At 57.6% G+C, this 20,673-nt stretch carries 23 protein-coding genes; 5 read left to right on the top strand and 18 right to left on the bottom strand.

The features are described from left to right. Positions 1-30: 30 nt before the first annotated feature. The gene (locus H9I52_RS04210) at positions 31-474 is read right to left on the bottom strand and encodes a BLUF domain-containing protein (RefSeq protein WP_139513826.1); all 444 of its coding nucleotides are present in this window, start codon (positions 472-474) and stop codon (positions 31-33) included. Between the two features lie 255 nt (positions 475-729). On the opposite strand from H9I52_RS04210, the gene H9I52_RS04205 reads away from it, so the two are divergent. Further along, positions 730-1,836, top strand: coding sequence for a mechanosensitive ion channel family protein (locus H9I52_RS04205; protein WP_187452785.1), 1,107 nt, complete (start codon positions 730-732; stop codon positions 1,834-1,836). Between the two features lie 19 nt (positions 1,837-1,855). Here H9I52_RS04205 and H9I52_RS04200 read toward each other — a convergent pair whose 3' ends face one another. The 3 genes from H9I52_RS04200 to ctlX form a co-directional block, all read right to left on the bottom strand. Next, positions 1,856-2,281 carry a GNAT family N-acetyltransferase gene (locus H9I52_RS04200; RefSeq protein ID WP_187452784.1) on the bottom strand — a complete coding sequence of 142 codons (426 nt, stop codon included), beginning with the start codon at positions 2,279-2,281 and terminating at the stop codon, positions 1,856-1,858. An 82-nt stretch (positions 2,282-2,363) separates the two neighbouring features. Then, positions 2,364-3,101 (bottom strand): SDR family oxidoreductase, encoded by a 738-nt coding sequence (locus tag H9I52_RS04195; protein WP_139513830.1) that lies wholly within the window; start codon positions 3,099-3,101, stop codon positions 2,364-2,366. Between the two features lie 122 nt (positions 3,102-3,223). Continuing rightward, positions 3,224-4,144 carry a citrulline utilization hydrolase CtlX gene (ctlX, locus tag H9I52_RS04190; RefSeq protein ID WP_187452783.1) on the bottom strand — a complete coding sequence of 307 codons (921 nt, stop codon included), beginning with the start codon at positions 4,142-4,144 and terminating at the stop codon, positions 3,224-3,226. 221 nt (positions 4,145-4,365) lie between these two features. Here ctlX and H9I52_RS04185 point away from each other — a divergent pair, with 221 nt between their 5' ends. Beyond that, positions 4,366-5,214, top strand: a complete 849-nt coding sequence (locus H9I52_RS04185; RefSeq protein ID WP_187452782.1) for an ion transporter — start codon at positions 4,366-4,368, stop codon at positions 5,212-5,214. A gap of 91 nt (positions 5,215-5,305) precedes the next feature. Here the strand turns inward: H9I52_RS04185 and H9I52_RS04180 are convergent, their stop codons facing one another. The 5 genes from H9I52_RS04180 to H9I52_RS04160 form a co-directional block, all read right to left on the bottom strand. Further along, positions 5,306-6,724 (bottom strand): DUF937 domain-containing protein, encoded by a 1,419-nt coding sequence (locus tag H9I52_RS04180; protein ID WP_187452781.1) that lies wholly within the window; start codon positions 6,722-6,724, stop codon positions 5,306-5,308. 183 nt (positions 6,725-6,907) lie between these two features. Then, the gene (locus tag H9I52_RS04175) at positions 6,908-7,561 is read right to left on the bottom strand and encodes a class I SAM-dependent methyltransferase (RefSeq protein ID WP_187452780.1); all 654 of its coding nucleotides are present in this window, start codon (positions 7,559-7,561) and stop codon (positions 6,908-6,910) included. Positions 7,562-7,648: 87 nt separating this feature from the next. Beyond that, a complete protein-coding gene (locus H9I52_RS04170; RefSeq protein ID WP_187452779.1) occupies positions 7,649-8,848 on the bottom strand; it encodes a DUF1624 domain-containing protein in 1,200 nt (399 codons plus the stop codon). A gap of 15 nt (positions 8,849-8,863) precedes the next feature. Continuing rightward, the gene (locus H9I52_RS04165; protein WP_187452778.1) at positions 8,864-9,658 is read right to left on the bottom strand and encodes a chlorophyllase/cutinase-like alpha/beta fold protein; all 795 of its coding nucleotides are present in this window, start codon (positions 9,656-9,658) and stop codon (positions 8,864-8,866) included. 22 nt (positions 9,659-9,680) lie between these two features. Then, complete coding sequence (locus H9I52_RS04160) at positions 9,681-10,796, bottom strand: metallophosphoesterase family protein (protein WP_187452777.1); 1,116 nt, start codon at positions 10,794-10,796, stop codon at positions 9,681-9,683. 199 nt (positions 10,797-10,995) lie between these two features. On the opposite strand from H9I52_RS04160, the gene H9I52_RS04155 reads away from it, so the two are divergent. Continuing rightward, positions 10,996-11,550, top strand: coding sequence for a GNAT family N-acetyltransferase (locus tag H9I52_RS04155; RefSeq protein ID WP_187452776.1), 555 nt, complete (start codon positions 10,996-10,998; stop codon positions 11,548-11,550). 29 nt (positions 11,551-11,579) lie between these two features. On the opposite strand, the gene H9I52_RS04150 is transcribed toward H9I52_RS04155, so the two are convergent. From H9I52_RS04150 to H9I52_RS04135, 4 genes are all read right to left on the bottom strand, one after another. Beyond that, entirely contained in the window at positions 11,580-12,128 is a 549-nt protein-coding gene (locus tag H9I52_RS04150; RefSeq protein WP_187452775.1) for a GAF domain-containing protein, read from the bottom strand. A gap of 91 nt (positions 12,129-12,219) precedes the next feature. Further along, positions 12,220-12,669, bottom strand: coding sequence for a cupin domain-containing protein (locus H9I52_RS04145; RefSeq protein WP_222940399.1), 450 nt, complete (start codon positions 12,667-12,669; stop codon positions 12,220-12,222). A gap of 317 nt (positions 12,670-12,986) precedes the next feature. Then, the gene (locus tag H9I52_RS04140) at positions 12,987-13,373 is read right to left on the bottom strand and encodes a VOC family protein (protein WP_187452774.1); all 387 of its coding nucleotides are present in this window, start codon (positions 13,371-13,373) and stop codon (positions 12,987-12,989) included. A gap of 153 nt (positions 13,374-13,526) precedes the next feature. Beyond that, on the bottom strand, positions 13,527-13,748 hold the full coding sequence (locus H9I52_RS04135) for a YodC family protein (RefSeq protein WP_187452773.1): 222 nt from the start codon (positions 13,746-13,748) through the stop codon (positions 13,527-13,529). A 141-nt stretch (positions 13,749-13,889) separates the two neighbouring features. Here H9I52_RS04135 and H9I52_RS04130 point away from each other — a divergent pair, with 141 nt between their 5' ends. Further along, positions 13,890-14,831 carry an NmrA family NAD(P)-binding protein gene (locus H9I52_RS04130; protein ID WP_316247999.1) on the top strand — a complete coding sequence of 314 codons (942 nt, stop codon included), beginning with the start codon at positions 13,890-13,892 and terminating at the stop codon, positions 14,829-14,831. Positions 14,832-14,856: 25 nt separating this feature from the next. Here H9I52_RS04130 and H9I52_RS04125 read toward each other — a convergent pair whose 3' ends face one another. Together H9I52_RS04125 and H9I52_RS04120 are read right to left on the bottom strand one after the other, a co-directional pair. After that, positions 14,857-15,273: a glyoxalase superfamily protein gene (locus H9I52_RS04125; protein ID WP_262385964.1), complete on the bottom strand. Its 417-nt coding sequence runs from the start codon at positions 15,271-15,273 to the stop codon at positions 14,857-14,859. Between the two features lie 119 nt (positions 15,274-15,392). Next, positions 15,393-16,472 carry a DUF5694 domain-containing protein gene (locus H9I52_RS04120; RefSeq protein WP_187452770.1) on the bottom strand — a complete coding sequence of 360 codons (1,080 nt, stop codon included), beginning with the start codon at positions 16,470-16,472 and terminating at the stop codon, positions 15,393-15,395. 260 nt (positions 16,473-16,732) lie between these two features. Between H9I52_RS04120 and H9I52_RS04115 the strand changes: the two genes are divergently transcribed. Continuing rightward, positions 16,733-17,743, top strand: a complete 1,011-nt coding sequence (locus H9I52_RS04115) for a glycoside hydrolase family 43 protein (protein WP_187452769.1) — start codon at positions 16,733-16,735, stop codon at positions 17,741-17,743. A gap of 27 nt (positions 17,744-17,770) precedes the next feature. Here H9I52_RS04115 and H9I52_RS04110 read toward each other — a convergent pair whose 3' ends face one another. The 3 genes from H9I52_RS04110 to hutU all read right to left on the bottom strand — a co-directional run bounded on the left by H9I52_RS04110 (position 17,771) and on the right by hutU (position 20,584). After that, positions 17,771-18,376: a GrpB family protein gene (locus H9I52_RS04110; protein WP_187452768.1), complete on the bottom strand. Its 606-nt coding sequence runs from the start codon at positions 18,374-18,376 to the stop codon at positions 17,771-17,773. A 187-nt stretch (positions 18,377-18,563) separates the two neighbouring features. Further along, a complete protein-coding gene (locus H9I52_RS23290) occupies positions 18,564-18,845 on the bottom strand; it encodes a DUF3592 domain-containing protein (protein ID WP_410403017.1) in 282 nt (93 codons plus the stop codon). A 62-nt stretch (positions 18,846-18,907) separates the two neighbouring features. After that, positions 18,908-20,584 carry a urocanate hydratase gene (gene hutU, locus H9I52_RS04100; protein ID WP_187453095.1) on the bottom strand — a complete coding sequence of 559 codons (1,677 nt, stop codon included), beginning with the start codon at positions 20,582-20,584 and terminating at the stop codon, positions 18,908-18,910. Positions 20,585-20,673 lie beyond the last annotated feature (89 nt).

Here is a 20,673-nt window from a genome sequence, read left to right as displayed (position 1 = left end):
TTGACAATCAAGTGCTTATGCAGCTAAAAGCTACCCTTTTGCCTCGTCCGTCTGCTGATCATTGGTTACGACGAAAGACAGCAGCGTTTGCAGCAATAGTGCATCGGCGGCACCGATGCCTGAGTTCCTAAAATCAATGCTGTCAGGATCGACGTACCCGACTAGCTGCGCGAATTCCTCGGGGGCAACCGGCTGAAACCCCATCGACCAGCCCGCGAAGCTGCGCTCCTCAATGGCTTTGTCGGCTACTTTGATGACGCCAGTATGCCGCGGATCGGTTAGCAGCTTCTCATACAGCGCCTGCACTACACTCTCCTGGCCTTCAAGGATTTGCATGATGCTGCCGTTGCTATACAGCAACAAGCCCGTGACGCCCAAGGCCTGGTTGTTGGCCTGCGCGCGCAGCAGCAATTCTTTCAACTCGTCGTCAGTCATCTGCTGCACGGCAGAACTCATATAAATGATATGGTGCATACCCTATCGATCACTTACGGTGGCACAAGCTGCGCCACGTACCTTGGTTTAGTTTGTCTGATTCCTTCCTAATATGCCCGCCACGGCGCCGTACTCAACCGTTTACTAGCCACGCACATGCCGCGTTATAATCCTATAACAAATCCAGAACAAAGCCACCAACAACTGCGGGCGGCGATAACTTTTGCGGGCGGTTCGGGGTAACATGCTCTTGACCCGCGCGGTCATCTGCCTTTCCGAAAGCCCAGCCTCGCCATGCGCTCCATTCTTTCCGACCTGCCCGAAAGGTTTCAGGACCCGTTGTATACCGTGTCAATCGTGGTCGGGAGCCTGCTGGTGGGCTTGCTGATTAAAGTGGTATTGGCCACTATCATAAGGGGTTACACCCGGCGCGAAGGGTACCTGCTGACGCAGTCCATTACGAGGCACCTGAGTCGGCCCAGCAGCTATTTCATCCCGGTGCTGGTGTTGTCGTTTGCGTTGCCGCTGGCGCCGCTGGCACCCAAGCCCTTCGAGGTGATGCGGCGCGTAGTGGAAGCCAGCCTGACCATCACGTTTGCCTGGTGCCTGGTGAAGGTGGTCAACGTCATCGAGGACCTGATCACGCATCACTACCAGATCGAGAGCGGCGACAATTTGCGGGTACGCAAACTCTTTACCCAATTGCAGTTTGTGCGCAAGCTGGCCGTTTCGCTGATCATTTTCATCGCTGCGGCCCTGGTGCTGATGAGTTTTGCCACGGTGCGCAAAATCGGGACGGGCCTGCTCACCTCGGCCGGAATTGCCAGCGTGATCATTGGTTTTGCGGCCCAGCGCTCCATCAGCAACCTGCTGGCGGGCTTCCAACTCGCTTTCACCCAGCCCATTCGCATCGACGACGTGCTGGTGGTCGAGGGCGAATGGGGCCGCGTGGAGGAAATCACCTTCACCTACGTCGTGCTGCGCATCTGGGACCAACGCCGCCTCGTGCTTCCCCTGAATTACTTCATCGAAAAGCCCTTTCAGAACTGGACGCGCACTTCGTCGCAGCTGCTGGGCACGGTGTTCCTCTACACCGATTACACCATTCCCGTCGAAGCAGTACGCGACGAACTCCAGCGCATTGTCAGGGCCAGCACCCTCTGGGACCAACGCACCTGTATGCTACAAGTCACTGACTCTAAAGAACATACCCTAGAGTTACGCGCCCTAGTTAGCGCCGAAAACTCCAGCGAAGCCTTCGACCTGCGTTGTGAAGTACGCGAAAAGCTGGTGGCCTTTGTGCAGCAAAAATATCCGGGGTGCTTGCCCAAAACGCGCGCCGTAGTCGAGGCCAAAGACCACCCGTTCAGCCTACCCAACGCTAACGTCGATAAATCATAACTTATTTATAGACAATTAGTTATAAAACCATCTCAAATAATACTTCGCCGCTTTTGGTCGAGCCTTTTGGCTCCCACCCTTTCGCCAGATAAAACTGCACGGCGCGGGTGCCCGGAGCCGTGCTTAAGGTCAGGCGCGGCAACCCACGCTCGGCGCACCACGCGAGCAGCGCACTGTGCAACGCCGCGCCAACGCCGCGCTGTTCCCAATCGGGCTCCACGAACAGCGCCCACACGCTTTGCGCCACTGCATCCACTACCGCAAACCCTACGATGCGCCCGGCGCTTTCTGCTACCCAGCCGGCCCCGCGTTCGGTTAGCATTTCGCGGTAGTGCTGCTCGGTAACAAGGCCAGGCGTCCGGAGCTGATTTTCGCGCACCGCCATCCGCACAACGTGCATCGCCGAAATGTCGGAGACCTCAGCGCGACGCACTGCAAAAGACATAGCCTTATAAAGTTAAATTACTGACTTACAAACAGTTGGATCCTATCCGAAGCAATTCGAAACAAGCCTTCGGCTACTCTGCTTACCGGTTGTTCATCTGCTGAAAAATCGCGTCGGCTTCTTGCCGAGAGGCCAGCCGGGACTTCTCCGAAAAGCCGTAGCCAACCTCCGTTTCGCCGTTGGCAAGGCGCTGCATAACGGAGTCGGCAAACTCGTCGACGGGCACGCCGAAGGTGTGCAAACCGGGTCCGCCAAGGTCGGTGTCAACGGCCGGCGGCACAACTTCGAGCACTTGCACAGGCGTGTTGGCCAACTGGTGCCGCAACGACAACGTGAACGAGTGCAACGCCGCTTTGGTAGCACTATAAATGGGCACAAACGCCGCCGGCACGAACGCCAAACCCGACGTCACGTTGATGATGGCCGGATTTTGCTGCTGTTGCAGATGCGGCAGAAACAGCATTGCCAGGTGAATGGGCGCGTCGACGTTGATGGTAATTTCCTGCCGGTGATTCTCCCACGGCTCGTCGTTTTGCGCCAGCTGCGTACGGCGCTGAATGCCAGCATTGTTGACCAGCACATTCAGCCGCGGAAAGTTAGCTTTTACCCATTCCAGCAACGCCACGCGGTCGGCTACCTCGGCCACGTCGCAGACGCGGGTGTGCAGACCGGGCACTTTTTGCTGGGCTTCCAGCAGCTTATCGGCGCGGCGGCCGCACACGACTACTTCGCTGCCGGCCTTCACAAAACGCTCGGCCAAAGCTAGTCCGATGCCGGACGCTCCGCCGGTGATTAAAATGGTGTTTGCTGCTAAATTCATGTTGCTGAGGTTGGGGTAAGAACGCAATGCGTGTAGTACCTGCTCCGGCAGCGTTTTGTTGACAGCTTATTTATAAATATTTGCTTATCAAGTATTTATAAACACAAAGCATTCAGATTGGCTCAGGCGCCGGGCAGAAACACTTCCGCCAGCATGCACCGGGCACTGCCGCCCCCAATGGTTTCGATAGTGGGGATGGACAGCGTTACCAGCTCACAATAGCGGCCGAGCGTCTCTCTTTGGCTCGCCGTGAGAGCATCGAACGCACTTTGCGACATGACCAGCATCTCCGGGCCGTTGGCGGGCTGCAACGTAAGCATGTTGCCGGCAAACTGTGCCACCTGCGCCAGCGAAATCTCAATGATTTCGTGTTTGGTGGCCGTCAGGGAGGCGGTCACGGCGGCGCGTTCGCGGGCGTCGGTGATGCTTTCTAGGCACACCACCGCAAACCGGGCCCCGATGCACATCATCACGTTGGTATGATAGATTTCGTGGCCGTCGTGGTCGTAGGCGTGGAAAGCGATGGGCCGGTAGTTTAGCCGGTTCGCGACTTCGGCAAACAAGGCCCCGTCGGTGCGCGGCGACAGGCACGCGTAGGCTACCCCATACACGTGGTCGAAGAGAATACTGCCCGTGCCTTCCAGAAATTTCCCCTCCAGCTCACGCGCCGAAAAGTCAACTACCTCCTTAATAATAAACTGCTTACGCAACGCGGCCAGAATATCGGAGCGCCGCTCGGGGCGGCGGTTGGGGGCGCACATCGGATAGAGCAGCACCGTACCATCGGGGTGCAGCGTGAGCCAGTTGTTTGGAAACACGGCGTCGGGTTTGGGCGGCTCCGGCGTGTCGTCGAACACCAGCACCCGCACGCCTTTCGCCTGTAATGCTATCACGGCGGCATCGAACTCGGCAAAGGCCCGCTCCTGCACGGCGGCATCGGTTAGCCCGGCCATGGCATGCTGAAAATAGTTGGATTGCGCGGTTTCGGCGTTGAAAGCAAACCGGACGGGCCGGACAAGAAATACGGTGCTCGCAGATTGCACAGATAGGTCGTTTAGGCTTTGTTACTCAGGTCGAAGTATTGGTCGAAGAAAGCTCAAAAGGCAGCCATGTTGAGCCCAACTAAAACTTTGAACAGTGCAATGTAGGGCATCTGAAGCAGAGAATTCAAGCAAAATTGTAGCGATGGCTGCCGCAGGGCGCTGCGACCGTATCTTCGGGCTGCCTGCGCAACAAATGCCTACCAAGCACGTCAGTCTGGCTTATGGAAATCCGTCCCCGAAATACCGATCCGGCCTGGAAGCGTGCCGCTTATAGCGTCATCTTTGAATCGGACACGCCGGCGGGCCGGGCTTTCGACGTGGCGTTGCTCGTGGCCATTGTGCTGAGCGTGGCCGCCGTTATGCTGGAAAGCGTGCGCAGTATCGACTTGCGCTACGGACAATACCTGCGCGGGGTCGAGTGGTTTTTTACCGGGCTTTTCCTCATCGAATACGCAGCGCGGCTGTTGATCGTGCGCCGGCCGATGACCTACGCCCTGAGCTTGCTGGGCATCATCGATTTTCTGGCCATTGTGCCCACCCTGGCTACGCTGTTGCTGGCGAGTAGCCGTTACTTGCTGGTTATCCGCACGTTACGACTGCTGCGGGTATTTCGAATTTTCAAGTTGGGCCGGTTTGTGGGCGAAGGCGAATTCATTGCCGATGCCCTGAAAGCCAGCCGCTACAAGATCCTGGTGTTCCTGACCGCCGTTTTCACCCTAGTCGTCGTGATGGGCACGATGATGTACGTGGTCGAGGGCGGGCAAAATGGCTTCACCAGCATTCCAAAAAGCATTTATTGGGCCATCGTAACGCTAACTACGGTCGGCTATGGCGACATTTCGCCCGTCACGGTGCTGGGCCAAGCGTTGGCCTCGCTGCTGATGATTATGGGGTATGCCATCATTGCCGTGCCCACAGGCATCGTGTCGGCCCAAATGGCCATGCCCCGGCCTTCAGCCGGTCCCGCGCCCGCTGCGCCTGTCTACAAGCAAGTAATCTGCCACGTATGCCAAGCCACCGACCACCGCCCCGATGCGGAATTCTGCTGGCGTTGCGGCGAAAAGCTCTAATCTTAACGCAAAAAGAGTTATTGCATAAGTACTTGATTATCAAATGCTTATGCAATAACTCTTTAATATTGATAGCTGCTGCCTGACGCGGTTAGTAACCCAGCGCGTCTTTGCTCATCCAGCCGGAAGTCTTTTGCTTTTTCCAGTTGACGAACGTTGCAAAAATGGCATCGTCCGTGACCTGGCCCAGCGTAATTCGGTCGCCTTTGATGCAGAAGGCCTTGCGCTGATGCATTAGGTCGGCGCCGGTAAAGAAGTACGCCGTATCTGTCTGAATGACTGCTACTTTTGGGGCGTCTACAACGGCTGACGTACCAGTCACCCCTGCCGAATCGAAGGCGTTTTTCGAAGCCGTTGCCACCGGATTTTTGGCTGAAACAACAGGCACGGCTTGGGCAAAGCCGGGTTTCGGCTTGGCAGGCAGCGCTTTGGCTTTGTACGGCGCTACTTTCGCCAAATCTTCGATTTTCAGCCACGCGGCTACGGGTTCCTTATTCGCGTTTAGGTAGCGCGTTTTGAGAAAGCCGTTGCTTTCTTGCTCGGCCACGATCACGTCGCCTTTGGCAAGGTACCGACCGTTAGAAGGCATTGTTTTGGGCTCGTCGTAGAAGTAAGCGCGCGCCGGCAGCACCCGAAACGACCCGCGAATGGCTTGCGGCTTGCTCCACCGGACCGCGGCAAGCTTCTTCTTGCTACTGGCAGAAACCGGAGCCGGCTTTGGCGCAGGCACTGCCGCCGTTATACGGTTTACGGGCTGGACCGTAGGAGCAGCCGGCGCCGTTTCGTAAACTATAATTGGCTCTTTGTCAACCACTTGACTATCACGACGACCCAACGCATACGCCACGCCTACGATCGCTATAATCACCGTGGCCAAAGCCAGCCACCGCATGGCGCGGAAGCTTGATTTCGACTTGTCGATCGGATAATCAGGCTGGTCACCAAAATCCCTGACAACGGGTTTGAAATTGGCAGCAGCGTTAGTAGCCCAGGGTGGCGAGGCGCCGATTTCGGGCGCTAACCCATTGACTACGTTATTCTTCTGACTTTGCAACCACCGGCCCAGGCCGGCCGCGCTCAGGTTTTGCTCGGCAATGTAGCTCCCCAACACGCCCAACGTAACGGGCACCGTAATGCCCAGCAGCTTGCTCACGCCCACAGAGGTGAGGCCGGCCGCGCGGGCAATGGCCTCGACTGTGCTGGCGTAACGGTCGTCCAACAAGCTCTGCATCAGCTCGGTACCGCGCCGTAGGCGGGCACTGTTGGTGCTGATGAGCTTGCCCAGATTCGGAAGAATACCGGCGTCCTTGGCCTCGCGGGTCATGCTCCAGAGCACTTCGGTGCCACCGGGCTGCTGTGCCAAATCGATGAAGCTATCCAGGACCAGCGGAATGGCTCTGCCCAACGCATTTTCCACGCCTGCTTCGCTCCCGCCCACCGTGGCAATGGCCAAGCGCACCGGCTCGCCTTTGAAGGAGGATGTTACCTTATCGAGAAGGTTAAGAGACATGTTTACAGTGTGTTAAGTGATAGAGAACCGACTTGATGCAAATTCTCAGCCAAGTATCCAAGACGCTGCTACACGCTCGTACAAGACTGTTTTTAGGTCAAAACAGTTCACAAAATCCATTGCTTCGGCCGTACTGCTGAGCTGCGTTTTCTTGGCTACGCCAGCCAAACGCCGGCAAAATTTTCACCGTGTTTTCGCCGGCCCACTTGCACGCCCGATTACGGCAAACAGCGGGTCGGTGATGCGGGGCCGGGGGCTACGGTCGAGCAACTCAATGGCGTGCCAGCCGCCGGCTGCCCGCAGATACTGTTGTACCAACGCGAGGTGGCCGCGGTCGTCGAGGGTGTGCCAGGCGGCAATGGCTTTGCTGGGAAAATAGCGGTTGGAAAACGTAATGATCAGCGGCGCATCAGGTTTCAGCACGCGCGCCAACTCCCGGAGCACTTCTACGGGTTTGGTCAGATAATCTATTGACACACAAACCATTGCGCCGTCAAAAGCAGCAGATTCAAAAGGCAGCTGGGGGTTCTGGTTGAGGTCCTGCACCACGTAGTCGGCCAGCCGCGGGTTGGCGCGTAGCTCCTGCGCATTCATGCCCAAGCCCACGACGCGCGAATAGGCAATTTCGGCCGGCAAGTGGCTGACCCAGCTGCTCATCAGATCCAGCAGCACACCGCCCGCAGGCAAATAGTCGCGGTAGAGTTGCGTCACGGCTGCGATAGCTCCTTCGTCGATGTGCGTAACGAAGCGCGGAAAATGGTAAAACTGGGCGTCGGGCGTTTCGTCTTGGCGGCGAAACGCCTCGCGAGGGAATGATGGTACGGGCTCGGAATCCATGGTGCGGTTGAGTGGGTGAGAACACAACAACGCGCCCAAGGCACCTTGGGTTAAGCTGCTAAGGACCCGATCAGAGACGGCCAGCCATTACAAATACGACAGCCACCAATGGCTATGTTGCTGTTTATAACGCTGATACCAGCGACAAGGCAGGTACAGCAGCAACACTACAGCCAGCCACACCACGTAGGCGCGCAGCAGGCTAGGCTGGTAACCAGCCGGCCAGTCTTTGGGCGTGGCGAACGAAAAATTGAAGGGCTTTCCGAACGCCAAAGCAGACCAGATCAGGGCGCCGACGCTAATCAGTAGCAAGTGCATCAGGTAATAGAAAAACGGCACCTGCCCGAATGTGCGCAGCCACTGGCTCAGCCGGCTGGTGGCGGTCTCCACGCTTCCGAGCAACAGCAAAGCCACGCCCAGCGTCAGCGATAAAAACAGCAGCGACGGCGGATACTTCGTGATGTTAATAAAAGATAACACAGTGTATATCAATCCTCTATCCTGAACACTCCACGGCGACGGATCGCCGTACCAATAGGTGGCCCGCAGCGCCACGAACAGCAGAAGCAGCCCCGCGCCAGCGGCCCATAACCGCTGTTTTCGCTGCGGTAGCGGCAACCGAAACCATGGCCCGATCAGGTAGCCGGCGAGCATTACGCCCAGCCACGGCCCCACCGAGTAGGCAACCAGAAAAGGGGGCAAGGGACCCATGGGCAGCAAAAATGGACTGTGGTGCAACAGTGCCCAGATGGCATTATCAGGCGTAATGGGCTGAAAATCAGGCAGCGCATTATGGCCAACAACAATCACGAACGACAGCACGGCCAGCACCCACCGCGGCAGCCAGAGCAAGGCAGCCAGCAACACCATCGACCAGCCGATGGCCCAGATCACTTGCAGCAGCAGCAGCTGGTAGCTCCCCCATTGCAGCAAAAAATTGATCACCACGAGTTCCAGCACCACCAGCCACAACCCACGGGTGAGCAAAAACCAACTTACTCGCGACTGGGAAGGTTGTTTTTGAGCGTATAGATAAATGCTTGTCCCTGAGAGAAATACGAAAGTGGGCGCGCAGAAATGCGTTATCCAGCGGCTGAAAAACAGTAAAATGGAGGCGTGGGCTACGTCTTCGGGGCGAACTGCAGTGGGGCTCCAGAACTCGCGGATGTGATCGAGCGCCATCACGATCATCACCAGCCCCCGCACGATGTCAATGGCTTGCACCCGCGGCAAAATTGCTCGGGTAGTAGCAGAGGGCGGCGGCGACTGCATCGAAACGTGTGGCATGGGCTGGGACGCGGGTTAATTTTCCAAAAAGCTAGAGATAATTTTATTCATTTCCTGCTGTTGGGCGGCAGTGGCGCCATCCCACATGTCGTTGTGCTGGGTATGGCGCAGGTTCACGACTTGTATGCCGAAAGTCTGTTGCTCTGCGGGGCTGGGCAACACGCCGGGGTCCGCCACTTGGTCGCTCGACCGGAGGGTGAGGATTAGGGGCTTACGGGTGCGGGGCAACGGCATGCGGCGGTTGTCGAGCGAGATTATTTTTTGCACCAATTCCGGGTGCTCTTGGGCAAACAGCATCGCCATGTCGCCGCCGTTGGAGTGGCCGACGATAAGCAACTGATCGTAATGTAGCTTGGGCTGCCGCCGCAGCATTTCCTGAAGCACAAACAGCATGTTCTGCACGCCCCGCTCCCAGACGGGCTTGCGGATTTCAAACAGGTTTCCCGTTGTGGCCATGGGCGCATCGGTAGGCAACTCGTGCTGAATGCTGGCTACTACATAGCCGTGCGCCACCAAGTTTTGGGCAATAAACGAATAGGCCGTATTCTGCCCGCCGTACCCGTGATTGAGCAAAGCGAGCTTGAAAGCCGGCTTGTTTACTTTATTATCAACTATTTGACTATCAGCACTATACAAAACCACCGGTATTACCCGATTTCGGGCATGATCCACCAGATCCAGCTTTGTGGTGTTTAGCGCTAACGCGCTGGCAACTGTGGGCCTTGCAGTCTGATCGGCCTTTTGAGTGCGTGCGGCGCAGCCGGCGATGAGCAAGCTCACGCCAAGCACTAGGGAAGCTTTTAAATTCATAACGTGCTTTTTATCAGCGTCTTCAAAGCACCAAGGCCCGCACGATGGGCTGGAAGCGGCCGCTTAGCAGTTGCACAAAATACGTTCCGGCAGCCAGCTGTCCGCGCGACCAGTGCAGCTCGTGCTGCCCGGCACGCAGGCGGCCCTCATAGAGCACGGCGATCTGGTGGCCTACAGCATCGAGCAGGCGAATTTTGACGGCCTCCTCGCTGGGCAACGTGAGCTTCAGATGCGCCTTTTTGCTGAAAGGCGTCGGATACAACGGGAACAGCTGCGGGGCGGGCTGCCACAAGGTATACGAATCGATCAGCTGCCGGGCGCGGGTATAAAAGCGGAAACGCAGGCTCTCGGAAGTGGCATCGAAGAGCATTGCGCCGTAGTCGGCGTTGTAAAGTACCTGGCTTTCTTTCAGAGGCTCGGTCAGGCCGTAGATGCTGCGCCCGCTCAGGCCGTTTACGCAGTACACGAGGCCCCCGGCCTGCAGCCGCTCGTAGTGGTGATCGTGGCCCGAAACCACCAACGACGCACCCCAGGCCCGAAACGGCCAGCGCATGTTGGGGGTGCTGCCGTGCACCCCCGACGAGTAAGGCGGATGATGAAAATAAACCACTTTCCAAATGGACTTCGAAGCCGCGAGTCGCGCCTTTAGCCACTTGGCCTGCGTCGAAACGCTGCTGGTACCGTCGGGCTCGTCGGGGGTGCTGTTCAGCACGAAAAAATGGACTTGTCCGCGCACGAAGTCGTAATAGCGGCCGTTGCCGGGCAACGAAAAATAACGCAGGTACGCCTCCCCGTTCTTGGTGTAGGTATCGTGGTTGCCGAGCGAGGGAAAGAACTGATTGACAGCCGCTCCGGGCCCATAGCTACCCCGGTACGGCGCAATAAACTGGTGGTAATACTGCCCGATGTTCGTGTCGATGGTGCTGGCCAGGCCTTGCTCGTAATTGTTGTCGCCGAGGGTGATGATGAACTCGGGGTTCCAGCTTTTTACCAGCTCGGCCACGTCGCGCTCCGGCACTCCGGCGTAGCCATAATCGCCAATAGCCGCAAACCGCTGTGCCACAGCCACTTGAATAAAAAACATCGTGAGCAGCGCGCCCGTCAGGAACAGGGCCCGCCAGCAAGGAAGAAATCGCATTGAAGAAGCCTTGTTATCCGTTTGCTTAAACCCCAGATCGTTGCTACTGGTTTGGGCAGCCCAGCAAGATAAGCGGCAAAATGGCCGAAGCCGTGCAAAGCTTTACACGCCAAGCCTATAGTTCCGCACCCGAAAAAGGTTGCTGTGCAATCATCAGCTCTCGTAGCGCGTATAGCTACTGTTCACCTTACTTTGCGGTATGATTACGCTCGAACCCTTCACGGAAGCCGATTTTCCGCAACTCATTTCCTGGATTGACAACAAACGACTGCTCAAAGAATGGTCGGGCGAGCTCTTTGCCTTTCCCCTAACCCTGGACAGCCTGCGCTGGTACATCGAAGACACCAACGACCCCAAAACGTCGGATGTGTTTGTGTACAAAGCCACCGATACCCATACCGGCGAGATGGTGGGACATATTTCGCTGGGCGGCATTAGCTGGCGCAACAAAGCGGGCCGCATTACGCGCGTGCTGGTCGGCAACACAGCCACTCGCGGCCGGGGCTACTGCCAAGCCATGATCAAGGCCATTGCGGCAGTTGGGTTTGAGGAATTGGGGCTGCACCGCATCAGCCTGGGCGTGTACGACTTCAACCAGGCCGCCATCCGGTGCTACCAACGCGCCGGTTTCCACCGCGAGGGCACCCTGCGCGACGTGGAGCGCTACCACAACGAATACTGGTCGCTGGTGGAAATGAGCATGCTCGCCCACGAGTGGCACGCGCTCAAACACCCCGTTAAAGAAGCGCAATAGCTATTTTCAACTACCTATCAATCAACAGGTTACCCCTGCTTTAATTGAGCTTCTAGCTCGGCTATGCGGCGGGTGCTTTCGGCGATGGCCGTGCGGGCCGCCAAGCGAATTTCGATTTCGTCCATCACGATTGCGGCCAAATCCTGCAAAATCACCAGCTGATCCTGGTTAAGGTAGCGCTGTTTTTTGTCGATGACGCAGAAGGTGCCCAGGTTATGGCCGTCGTGGGTGATGAGCGGAGCCGCGGCGTAGAAGCCAAGACCAAATTCACTGGCTACCAACGGGTTGGCTAACGTACGCGGGTCGTGACGGGCATCCTCCACAATGTAGATGTCGTTGGAGAGGATGGCCGAGGCGCACAGGCCCGGCGAACGATCAATCTGTTGCACATCCAACCCGTGATGCGACTTAAACCAAATCCGGTCGGTATCGACCAGACTGATGATGGCGATGGGCATGTTGAACACCTTGGAGGCCAGCAGCGTCAGGCGATCGAAAGTGCCATCGGCGGGCGTGTCCAGGATGTCGTAGCGCTGGAGGGCATTGAGGCGCGCAGCTTCCGTGCGGGTTTCCATCATGCCAAAAAGGAGTAGAATATCCGCATTGAGTCACAAATAAGAGTCGGACCGGAAACCCGGCATGGGGCGATATAATTCACTTCCTGCGAGCTTATACGAAGGTAATTCCGTAGCGACCGCAGATTTCGGCCACCACGGCAAAATCAGGTGGCCCGGCTGTCAGCTGCGCCAGCTCCTGAAACATGTCTTCGAGGCCCGCCGGAAACACCGAAAGCAGCACTTTGGCTTTCGTGGTGCCCACCACCCGGAAGCTGTGCGTGGTGCCCCGCGGCACATACGCCAACTCGCCCGCATGCAGCGTTTTGACCTCGGCATCGACTTCAAACTCGACGGCGCCTTCCAGCACGTGAAAGACCTCGTCTTCGCGCGTATGCACATGCCGCGGAATGCCGGTACCGGGCTCGTTGGTTTGCTCTATCAGCGTGTATTGGTTGTCCGTGTCTTTGCCGGTGAGCTTGATGCACTGATGGTCGCCCAGCACGTTGAGCCGGGTGCCTTCGCCGGCCAGCATCAGCTTCGGCATTGCCCTCATGATCTTCATAGAATTCCGACCTAGCGTGTTGCCCTAACCATCCTATTTCTGCATCAGAAGCCCGAAATCGGCCGAAAGCCGCGCTGCCTGCTCCGGTTGCGCGTGCGGCCCCAGTTGCCTTGGGCCGGACGGGTTGCGGAGGTGCTAATGCTCAGAATAAAATACAGAATTAAACTGCTAAAAGCTAATTCGACCAGCCGCAGGCACTGGTTATGGTGCAGCAGGCTTGGTTTTTGGCGAAAACGCCGGTTCGTGTCAGGGCTGCGTCAGCACCACGCGCCCTAAGGCAAGACATCAATGAATCACTCTACACAACTAATTACTACTCAACGATTTCTGTAGTGCGCCGGAATATACTGCAACGTCCAGGTGTTGCCGTCGGGGTCGCTGAAAGACGCGTACTTTATTCCGCCCATGTCCGATACCTCACCTACGGCCACGCCCCGGTCCACGAGTTCTTGGCGCGCCTGGTCGATATCCTCCACCACCAGATGCAGGCCGCGCAGCACGCCCGGCACCATGGCCATGCCCGACAGCCCCGTCGTGAGCACGATGGAGCAGGCCGAGCCAATCGGGGTAAGCTGCACGACGCGGACGGTCGCGCTGGGCCGCACATCGTGGTCGAGATGAAAACCGACTTGCTCTTGGTAAAACTGCTTGGCGCGGTCCACGTCCGCTACGGGCACCGGTATCAGCTCTAGTTTGAAGTCCATTCTTCTGTGGTTATCGATTTAATTCCCCCCTGCGTTCAAAACGCAAGTATTTGTTTATCAATTAGTTATAAAACAAGAGTCATTTACCTTTGCTTGCCGGCCACACCGCTACCTGACCGGTTTTTCGACATATACTCTTTGGAAACAACTCGCTCAGGCGTAACCAAACTTTTCGTTTTCGCGGGCTTCGTCCGTGGGCGATTCGGGTGAGGCGGCCGCTTTCACGGCGTCGCGCGGAAATGTGGTGGGCGCTTGCAGCACGTTGTGCTCGTCAAACCAGGTGCAGGTAACTTGTTTCAGCGTGAGCTTGACAACGGTCATCACGGGTCCGCCCGATTTTAGTTGTACTGTATCACCCAGATTGAGCAGCGCCATATTCAGGAAGATTAGGGAGTTGAAAACGAGCCTTGTACATCGCATCTACGGCGCAATATGCGCAAAGGCTACCGACTGCGGGCGATAACATTCCGGGTACCGTACCTGTATGAGTACTTCAGCAGGCTTAAGCTCCGAACCGTGACCGAACCCAGAACAGACTCCCTGAACACCACACCTACCGTACCCGCTACCATCGTGCTGGCCGGCGCTACCGGGGCCTTGGGCCTGCTGATTGCGCACCACCTCCGGAAACGGGGCGCCTCGGTGCGGGCCTTGGTGCGCCCCGAAACCAGCGCCAAAGCAGAGACCACGTCGCTGCGCGTGCAGGGCGTGGAAATAGTGGAAGTCGATTACAACAATGCTGCGGAGCTTACAAAAGCCTGTGTCGGCGCAACGTGCGTGGTATCGGCGCTGTCGGGGCTGCGCGACGTGATTGTGGAAGCCCAGACGCGGCTGCTGGAAGCGGCCGTGGCGGCCGGCGTGCCGCGCTTCATCCCCTCCGATTACTCCGCCGACTTCACCCGGCTTTCCGAAGGCTCAAACCGCAACTTTGATTTGCGCCGCGAGTTCCAGCGCCGACTTGAGAAATCGCCAATTCAGGCCACGTCCATTCTCAACGGCATGTTTACGGAACTGCTCAAAGGCCAGGCACCGGTGGTTCTGACGGGCCCGCGCCGGGTGCTGTACTGGGGCGACGCCGACCAACTTCTAGACTTTACTACGATGGTGAACACGGCCGAGTTTACGGCTGCCGCCGCCCTAGACCCCACTACGCCTCGTTACTTGCGTGTGGCTGGCGAGGTAGCCAGCATCCGGGGGCTGCAAGCCGCGGCTACTGCGGCTACCGGCCAACCATTCAGGCTGTTGCGGGCCGGCGGACTAGGCGTATTGCAAACCATGATTAAGGTGACCAAAACGCTGATACCGGCCAAAGACGAGGTGTTTCCGCCTTGGCAGGGCATGCAATATTTGCACAACATGCTCAGCGGCCAAGCCAAGCTAACCGAGCCCCTCGACAATGCCCGCTATCCAGAAATCCGCTGGACCTCGGTGCGCGACGTGCTGACAGCCGCGAAGTAAAAGTTCACTGGCCGACTGATCGGGGCTACACGACTGGCGCCGCGGTCTTTTTCGGAGACAACTCTGTGAATGTCAGCCGGTTACCAAACGGGTCGATTACTTCCATTTCCAAAGCATTTGCATCCCAAGCAGGCGTGTGCAAGCCGGGGCGGTTGTAGCGATAGTTTTTGGCCAGTAGCTGCCGACGGTAGCCGGCCAAATCGGCGAAATCCAGCACTCGTACGCGGGCACCGGGGCAGCAGTCGCCGTGATGCTCCGACAGGTTCAGCACGACGCCTGCCATCGACACTTGCAGGTACGCGGGTGCCTGCGCCGGCTGATCTGCCCAATCGACGGCAAAGCCCAGCCAATCGACGTAGAATTCAACGGCCTTGGCGTAATCGAAAATGCGCAGAATGGGAACAAGTGTAGGCATGGATTTATGGGAAAAAGTTCTGGGCAGACAACGCCCCGCGTGATCTACTGAACATGCGGGGCGTTGTCTGTCTTTTTAAGCACGTTTACGAGACCTTTATTGCAATTATTTGATTATCAATACATTGCAATAACGGCCCGCTTACGTTAAGGCAGATCATCAAACGTTGTGGCGTGCACATTGGGCATTTGCGTCAGGAGACGTTGCAGGATCATGGTATGCGCGGATCCCACCGCGACCATAACCCTGGTTGCGCCTTGCTGCCGCGCCAGCCGCACAATGTTGTCGCACATGCCTTGGTTACGCAGTGCCCACTGCGCTCTCATGGCGCGTACAGCCTGCGTGGGGAAGCCCACCGCCCCATCCAGCGATTCGTCGCCAAAGAAATTAAGATTGTCGGAGAGCGTTCCGAAGATCGGCTTGTTCATGGCCCGGTAAACCTCTTCATCGCTGTTGCTGGCATTCAGATAGGCGAAATAGGCCGGTTTGGCGGTAGAAATCCGGCGGAAAGTGGCGGCCTCAGCCGTAGCAGAATCCTTTTTGAAGCCAGCTTGCAGGGCTACAAACTGCGTGTAAGCCTCGCCCGACGCCTTGTTCCAGGCTTGGTCGTAGCGCTGGCAATCCATGGGGTAGATCTGGTCTTGACCGAGCTCGTGTAGCAGCGGGAAGAAAATTCGGTGGTATTCGGTGAGCGGGCGCACCATTCGCGCCGTTTTGCGCAGCGAATCGGCCGGTCCGAATGCCTGCGTGTAGTAGGCCCGATCGGCGGGACTTAAGCTTGTTTTGAAGGTTTCTTCCAGCAGATACAACTGGTATTCGGCGTTGCCCCGATCGTAGGTGGAGGCGTAATAACGGGCCAGATTAATGCGTTGGCGGTGCAGCAACGGCTTTTTGCGCAACTGCCGCCGCGCGGAAGCGGCGGCTTTGGGAGTAAGAGGCGCCGTGGTTAGCTCCCGGCGCTTCATGTACTGAATGCGCCGCTGGAAAGGCACCGCCACCGATTGGTCGGCTGGTAGCTGCTGCGCATCAGCAGCCGAGAGATACTCCCCAAACACCATGTCGGGCCGATAGGCTTTCAGCTTGTTGATGATGGGCCGATAGGAAGAATCGGGGCTGCCGTTGTAGTGGGAAGTACCCACGATAACCACCTCAAGGGGTTTTTGGGCCAGAAGCGGACCAGCGGCTCCGCACACCAGTAACCAGAGGAGAAAAAGACGTTTATGCATGAATAACGATGGAATAAATGGAATTCTGAACACGAATGATGGAGTAATAGTAGGGATATAAAAGCAAGTAAATAATACCCTTATTCGTCTGAGTGAAGCCCAATTGTTCCGGCTGCAATTGCTAGGCGCAGGAGCCCCCGCCGCCTCTACGAGCGCCTGTATGCCTTTCTTATCAGCAACCGATTAAAAATGAGAATCTTACCTCCTATTAACCGTGAGCAATGCGGCGCTACTAGAATTTTACTTGTATTTATGCAGCTATGAAGAAATCCCTGCTGCTGAGCCTGCTATCCAGCCTGACCCTGACGCAAGTAGCCTTTTCTCAAACTGCCAAGCCCGCTGCCAAATCGGAGCCGACTGCAACGGCCCAACGGTCCGGCAACCCCATCTTCCCCGGCTGGTACGCCGACCCTGAGGCTACCATTTTTGGCAAGGAATATTGGGTGTATCCTACCTATTCGGCCCCGTTTGATCAGCAGGTGTTCATGGATGCGTTTTCGTCGCCCGACCTGGTGCACTGGACCAAGCACCCGCGCATCGTCGATACGGCCAGCGTCCGGTGGGCCCGCCGCGCCATGTGGGCTCCGGCAGTGGTGCACAAGGGCGGGAAGTACTTCCTGTTTTTCGGGGCCAACGACGTGCACGAAGGCGAAGTCGGCGGCATCGGGGTGGCCGTAGCCGACCGGCCAGAAGGGCCGTTTAAGGATTACCTGGGCAAGCCGCTGATCGGCAACATTCACAACGGCGCCCAGCCCATCGATCAGTTTGTGTTTCAGGACAAAGACGGGCAGTATTACATAATTTACGGCGGCTGGTCGCACTGCAACATTGCGCGCCTCAAGCCCGATTTTACCGGCTTCCTCCCCTTCCCCGACGGCACCACTTACAAAGAAATCACGCCGCAGAACTATGTGGAGGGCCCGATTATGTTCCGTAGGGCGGGCAAGTACTATTTCATGTGGTCGGAAGGTGGTTGGACTGGCCCCAATTACTCGGTGGCCTACGCCGTGGCCGATTCGCCGCTTGGCCCCTTCCAACGGGTGGGCAAAATCTTGCAGCAGGACCCCGCCGTGGCTACCGGTGCCGGTCACCATTCGGTCATTCAGGTGCCCGGCAAAGACGAGTGGTACATCGTTTACCATCGACGCCCGCTCACCGAAACCGACCAGAACCACCGCGTTACCTGCATCGACCGGATGTATTTCGACGCCCAAGGCCGCATTCAGCCGGTAAAGATTACCAAGGAAGGCGTGGCGCGGCAGGCGTTGTAAGCCGTTTCCCTGAACGTCAGCAAAGGTCTATGCGTCGGAGGCCGGTAGCTGCCAGCCGGTTTGCGTGGCCCACAGCTCGGCCGCTTCGTAGATCAGGTGGAATACAGGTTCCTTGAGAAACAAATAGCCCTCGATGCTCGCCGGAAACAGGCTGGCGGCGCGCAGCTTCAGCAACTCGTACTCGGTGCAGGCACGGGCGCTGGCCCGCAAGTAGTCGCGGCAGAGCAGCGCGAAGCGGGTATTGAAGCGACCCGTTTCCCGGATGTGCAGGTGCGTGCGCCGCTCGCCCACAGGTTCGCGCATGTACAATTTGCGCAGCTCCACCGATGTAGCTGGCAAATGGTGGAATATGTCGTACTGGAAGGCTTCGCCTTGCCGGAAACCGGCTTGCCACAGCGGCACAGTAAGGTTGTCTACGTCCTGCAAATCAGCTACAGTCAGTTGAATATCAATGACATCCTTAGCGCACAGTCCTGGCACGGCTGTGGAGCCGATGTGGTCAAGGCGTAGGACTGCATTCCCTACCAAGGCTCGAAGGCGCTGAGCCATGCTGGCAAACTCATCCGGCCAAGCCGCACGATACTGCACCAGTTCTACCGGCCGCGAAACAGCAAAATTGTACAGATTGCTCATCGGTATCTTCTTAGCCTAGCGAGTTTGTAACGGATACTTGCCGTTTTACCTATGTGGCCCAACCGTTCGCGCAACCGAGAAACAGACGGCGCAGGTGAACCGCGTCTACAACCCAGCATCATCAGTTTTGCGTCGCGGATACGCGCCGGCAAGAGGTCATTTCCTTGGATGTATCTGCAATCAGCATCTACAGAATGTCAAACTCATTAGGATTCTCTTGATTGTATACCACTGTTACTGTAGCTTCTTCCGAGTAACGAGGTATGGCAAAAGCTAACCCATGTTCGGATAATGCCTCGACAGTTTGCCCATCCCGAGTTGTAAATCGCACGATGGGCCGGACGGTTATGATCCTTCCCCACTGAATCTTATTACGCACTATTACACCCTGTACGCGCGCACCGTGCGTCTGGATCCTATCGTTGTGTCTCTTAGCTTCCAGACAAACAAGTACCAACATTGCGGCCATGGCGGCCAAGACGAAAACGTCAAAAGCATCTAGCTCGAAGCCCATTAGTTACTTCAAATGAATTAATTGCCACCAGGAATCTTTACCCCGCGCTCTTCGGCTATCTGCTGGGCTAACTCATAGCCGGCGTCAGCGTGGCGGAAGACGCCCATGCCGGGGTCGGTGGTGAGCACGCGGCGCAGGCGCTCGGCTTTTTCGGGGGTACCGGTGGCTACTATCACCATGCCGGCGTGGGTGCTATTGCCGATGCCTACGCCGCCGCCGTTGTGTAGGGAAACCCAGTCGGCGCCGCTGGCGCAGTTGGCTAGGGCGTTGAGCAGGGGCCAGTCGGCTACGGCGTCGGAACCGTCCTTCATGCCTTCGGTTTCGCGGTTGGGCGAGGCCACGGAGCCGCAGTCGAGGTGGTCGCGGCCGATGACGATGGGCGCTTTTACTTCGCCACGGGCCACTAAGTCGTTGATGACGAGGCCAAACTTCTCGCGCTCGCCGTAGCCGAGCCAGCACACGCGGGCAGGCAGGCCGATGAACGGCACTTTGGCCTGGGCTTTCTCAATCCAGCGGCGTAGGCCGGCGTTATCGGGGAAGGTTTCGAGCAGGGCGCGATCGATGCGCAGAATATCCTGAGGGTCACCACTTAACGCCGCCCACCGAAACGGGCCTTTGCCTTCGCAGAACAGCGGCCGGATGTAAGCAGGCACGAAACCGGGATACAGAAACTGGCCGTACTCATCGCGCACTTGCAGACCACCTTTTTCGGCCTGGCCGCGCAGGTTGTTGCCGTAGTCGAGGGCGATGCTGCCGGCCCGCTGCATGTCCAGAATGGCCTGGCAGTGCTTCATGATGGCTTGCAGCGCCTGGCGCTTAAACGCTTCGGGATCGCGCTGGCGCAGGGCCAGCACCTCGTCGGGGTCGCCTTCGGGCAGATAGTCCATCAGATCGTGGGCCGAGGTTTGGTCCGTGACTACGTCGGGACGCAGGCCGTAGCTGAGCAGCTGCGGCAGCACCGTGGCGGCGTTGCCTACCAGGCCCACGGACCACGGCTTTTGCTCGGCCGCAGCCTGTTTTATTACCCGTATCGCATCTTCCAGATTATCAACTAGTTGATCTACGTAGCCTTCGCGCACTTTTTGCTCCACGCGAGCCCGGATGGCTTCAACCACCAAGCACACGCCGTCGTTCATGGTTACGGCCAGCGGCTGGGCGCCGCTCATGCCGCCGAGGCCCGCCGTGACGGTGATCGTGCCTCGCAGCGAGCCGCCAAAATGCTGATCGGCTACGGCCGCGAAGGTTTCGTAGGTGCCCTGCAGAATGCCCTGGGTGGCGATGTAAATCCAGGAGCCGGCCGTCATTTGCCCGTACATCATCAGGCCTTTTTTGTCGAGCTCGTCGAAGTATTCCTGAGTGCTCCAGGCGGGCACGAGGTTGGAGTTGGCGATGAGTACGCGCGGCGCGTGCGCCCACGTCCGGATCACGCCCACCGCCTTGCCCGATTGCACCAGCAGGGTTTCATCGGCTTCGAGGCTCTTGAGCGCACTGACGATGGTTTGGTATTCCTTCCAGTTGCGGGCGGCGCGGCCGGCCCCGCCGTACACAATCAGCTCGTTGGGCACGAGCGCCACAGCCGGGTCGAGGTTGTTTTCGAGCATGCGCAGGGCCGCTTCGGCTTCCCAGGTTTTGCAGCGGAGCGTGGTGCCGTGGGCGGCCTTTACGGGCTCTTTGGGCTGGTATTCGTAGTACATCGGCCGGCCTTGGGTAGAGGCTTTCGCGTCGGCAGCGGCTTGGGTTTCGGAGGTCTCGGCGGGGTGGCGTAACATGGCTTGAAAGCGTT

The sequence above is a fragment of the Hymenobacter sp. BT491 genome, from assembly GCF_014349165.1.
GTDB classification, from domain to species: domain Bacteria; phylum Bacteroidota; class Bacteroidia; order Cytophagales; family Hymenobacteraceae; genus Hymenobacter; species Hymenobacter jejuensis.
This window is presented reverse-complemented; position numbering and strand designations above follow the sequence as displayed.

What these genes read in the sequence shown, in the direction of transcription:
- H9I52_RS04210 (WP_139513826.1), bottom strand. Translation starts at nt 474, where the DNA reads ATGCACCATATCATTTATATGAGTTCTGCCGTGCAGCAGATGACTGAC.
- H9I52_RS04205 (WP_187452785.1), top strand. Translation starts at nt 730, where the DNA reads ATGCGCTCCATTCTTTCCGACCTGCCCGAAAGGTTTCAGGACCCGTTG.
- H9I52_RS04200 (WP_187452784.1), bottom strand. Translation starts at nt 2,281, where the DNA reads ATGTCTTTTGCAGTGCGTCGCGCTGAGGTCTCCGACATTTCGGCGATG.
- H9I52_RS04195 (WP_139513830.1), bottom strand. Translation starts at nt 3,101, where the DNA reads ATGAATTTAGCAGCAAACACCATTTTAATCACCGGCGGAGCGTCCGGC.
- H9I52_RS04185 (WP_187452782.1), top strand. Translation starts at nt 4,366, where the DNA reads ATGGAAATCCGTCCCCGAAATACCGATCCGGCCTGGAAGCGTGCCGCT.
- H9I52_RS04180 (WP_187452781.1), bottom strand. Translation starts at nt 6,724, where the DNA reads ATGTCTCTTAACCTTCTCGATAAGGTAACATCCTCCTTCAAAGGCGAG.
- H9I52_RS04175 (WP_187452780.1), bottom strand. Translation starts at nt 7,561, where the DNA reads ATGGATTCCGAGCCCGTACCATCATTCCCTCGCGAGGCGTTTCGCCGC.
- H9I52_RS04170 (WP_187452779.1), bottom strand. Translation starts at nt 8,848, where the DNA reads ATGCCACACGTTTCGATGCAGTCGCCGCCGCCCTCTGCTACTACCCGA.
- H9I52_RS04165 (WP_187452778.1), bottom strand. Translation starts at nt 9,658, where the DNA reads ATGAATTTAAAAGCTTCCCTAGTGCTTGGCGTGAGCTTGCTCATCGCC.
- H9I52_RS04160 (WP_187452777.1), bottom strand. Translation starts at nt 10,796, where the DNA reads ATGCGATTTCTTCCTTGCTGGCGGGCCCTGTTCCTGACGGGCGCGCTG.
- H9I52_RS04155 (WP_187452776.1), top strand. Translation starts at nt 10,996, where the DNA reads ATGATTACGCTCGAACCCTTCACGGAAGCCGATTTTCCGCAACTCATT.
- H9I52_RS04150 (WP_187452775.1), bottom strand. Translation starts at nt 12,128, where the DNA reads ATGATGGAAACCCGCACGGAAGCTGCGCGCCTCAATGCCCTCCAGCGC.
- H9I52_RS04145 (WP_222940399.1), bottom strand. Translation starts at nt 12,669, where the DNA reads ATGAAGATCATGAGGGCAATGCCGAAGCTGATGCTGGCCGGCGAAGGC.
- H9I52_RS04140 (WP_187452774.1), bottom strand. Translation starts at nt 13,373, where the DNA reads ATGGACTTCAAACTAGAGCTGATACCGGTGCCCGTAGCGGACGTGGAC.
- H9I52_RS04135 (WP_187452773.1), bottom strand. Translation starts at nt 13,748, where the DNA reads ATGGCGCTGCTCAATCTGGGTGATACAGTACAACTAAAATCGGGCGGA.
- H9I52_RS04120 (WP_187452770.1), bottom strand. Translation starts at nt 16,472, where the DNA reads ATGCATAAACGTCTTTTTCTCCTCTGGTTACTGGTGTGCGGAGCCGCT.
- H9I52_RS04115 (WP_187452769.1), top strand. Translation starts at nt 16,733, where the DNA reads ATGAAGAAATCCCTGCTGCTGAGCCTGCTATCCAGCCTGACCCTGACG.
- H9I52_RS04110 (WP_187452768.1), bottom strand. Translation starts at nt 18,376, where the DNA reads ATGAGCAATCTGTACAATTTTGCTGTTTCGCGGCCGGTAGAACTGGTG.
- H9I52_RS23290 (WP_410403017.1), bottom strand. Translation starts at nt 18,845, where the DNA reads ATGGCCGCAATGTTGGTACTTGTTTGTCTGGAAGCTAAGAGACACAAC.
- hutU (WP_187453095.1), bottom strand. Translation starts at nt 20,584, where the DNA reads ATGTACTACGAATACCAGCCCAAAGAGCCCGTAAAGGCCGCCCACGGC.